Annotated in this window: 1 rRNA gene (only partly in view); it reads right to left on the bottom strand. The window is 52.3% G+C overall.

Annotation, left to right across the window (positions count from 1 at the left end):
- Positions 1 to 2500, bottom strand: a 23S ribosomal RNA gene (locus ACJJIR_RS00405) (it extends past both window edges: 164 nt to the left, 218 nt to the right).

Raw genomic sequence — 2500 nt, 5'->3', positions numbered from 1 at the left:
TATCCCGTCCGAACATAGCTACCCGGCAATGCCACTGGCGTGACAACCGGAACACCAGAGGTTCGTTCACTCCGGTCCTCTCGTACTAGGAGCAACTCTTCTCAAATCTCCAACGCCCACGGCAGATAGGGACCGAACTGTCTCACGACGTTCTAAACCCAGCTCGCGTACCACTTTAAATGGCGAACAGCCATACCCTTGGGACCGGCTTCAGCCCCAGGATGTGATGAGCCGACATCGAGGTGCCAAACACCGCCGTCGATGTGAACTCTTGGGCGGTATCAGCCTGTTATCCCCGGAGTACCTTTTATCCGTTGAGCGATGGCCCTTCCATACAGAACCACCGGATCACTATGACCTACTTTCGTACCTGCTCGACATGTCTGTCTCGCAGTCAAGCGCACTTATACCATTATGCTCATTGCATGATTTCCGACCATGCTGAGTGCACCTTCGTACTCCTCCGTTACTCTTTGGGAGGAGACCGCCCCAGTCAAACTACCCACCATACACTGTCCTCGATCCGGATAACGGACCAGAGTTAGAACCTCAAACATACCAGGGTGGTATTTCAAGGACGGCTCCACAACAACTAGCGTCGCTGCTTCAAAGCCTCCCACCTATCCTACACAAATAGGCTCAAAGTTCAGTGCAAAGCTGTAGTAAAGGTTCACGGGGTCTTTCCGTCTAGCCGCGGGTACACTGCATCTTAACAGCGATTTCAATTTCACTGAGTCTCTGGTGGAGACAGCGTGGCCATCGTTACGCCATTCGTGCAGGTCGGAACTTACCCGACAAGGAATTTCGCTACCTTAGGACCGTTATAGTTACGGCCGCCGTTTACCGGGGCTTCGATCAAGAGCTTCGCCGAAGCTAACCCCATCAATTAACCTTCCGGCACCGGGCAGGCGTCACACCCTATACGTCCTCTTACGAGTTTGCAGAGTGCTATGTTTTTAATAAACAGTCGCAGCCACCTGGTCACTTCGACCGGCCTCAGCTTAGGGAGCAAGTCCCATCACCAAAACCGGCGTACCTTCTCCCGAAGTTACGGTACCATTTTGCCTAGTTCCTTCACCAGAGTTCTCTCAAGCGCCTTGGTATTCTCTACCTGACCACCTGTGTCGGTTTAGAGTACGATTCACTATTACCTGAAGCTTAGAAGTTTTTCCTGGAAGCAGGGCATCAACCACTTCACCCACTAAGTGGGCTTCGTCATCAGTTCTCAGCCTTAGGGACCCGGATTTGCCTAAGTCCCCAGCCTACAACCTTAAACATGGACAACCAATCGCCATGCTGGCCTAGCCTTCTCCGTCACTCCGTCGCAGTAATAGCGAGTACAGGAATATTAACCTGTTTCCCATCGACTACGGCTTTCGCCCTCGCCTTAGGGGTCGACTAACCCTGTCCCGATTAGCGTTGGACAGGAACCCTTGGTCTTCCGGCGGGGAGGTTTTTCACCTCCCTTATCGTTACTCATGTCAGCATTCGCACTTGTGATACCTCCAGCAGACCTCCCGATCCACCTTCAACGGCTTACACAACGCTCCTCTACCATGCTCCTAAGAGCATCCGCAGCTTCGGTTATCAGTTTGAGCCCCGGTATATCTTCCGCGCAGGCCGACTCGACTAGTGAGCTATTACGCTTTCTTTAAAGGATGGCTGCTTCTAAGCCAACCTCCTAGCTGTCTGGGCCTTCCCACATCGTTTCCCACTTAACTGATATTTGGGACCTTAGCTGGCGGTCTGGGTTGTTTCCCTTTCCACGACGGACGTTAGCACCCGCCGTGTGTCTCCCGCGATTGCACTCCTCGGTATTCGGAGTTTGCATGGGGTTGGTAAGTCGGGATGACCCCCTAGCCCAAACAGTGCTCTACCCCCGAGGGTGAGACGCGAGGCGCTACCTAAATAGCTTTCGAGGAGAACCAGCTATCTCCCGGCTTGATTAGCCTTTCACTCCGATCCACAGGTCATCCCCTAATTTTTCAACATTAGTGGGTTCGGTCCTCCAGTTGATGTTACTCAACCTTCAACCTGCCCATGGATAGATCGCCGGGTTTCGGGTCTATTGCCTGCAACTAAACGCCCTATTAAGACTCGATTTCTCTACGGCTCCCCTAAGCGGTTAACCTTGCTACAGACAATAAGTCGCTGACCCATTATACAAAAGGTACGCAGTCACCCCGAAGGGCTCCTACTGCTTGTACGTATACGGTTTCAGGTTCTATTTCACTCCCCTCTCCGGGGTTCTTTTCGCCTTTCCCTCACGGTACTGGTTCACTATCGGTCAGCTGGGAGTATTTAGCCTTGGAGGATGGTCCCCCCATATTCAGTCAAGATAACACGTGTCCCGACCTACTCGATTTCACTCTAAATGCCTTTTCGTGTACGGGGCTATCACCCTGTATCGCGGTACTTTCCAGAACCTTCCACTAAAACATAAAGAGCTTAAGGGCTAATCCCCGTTCGCTCGCCGCTACTAAGGGAATCTCGGTTGATT

It is taken from the genome of Microbulbifer maximicatervae (SeqCode), assembly GCF_052467385.1.
Note: the sequence above shows the minus strand (reverse complement) of the source record. Positions and strands in the feature narration are given on the sequence as shown.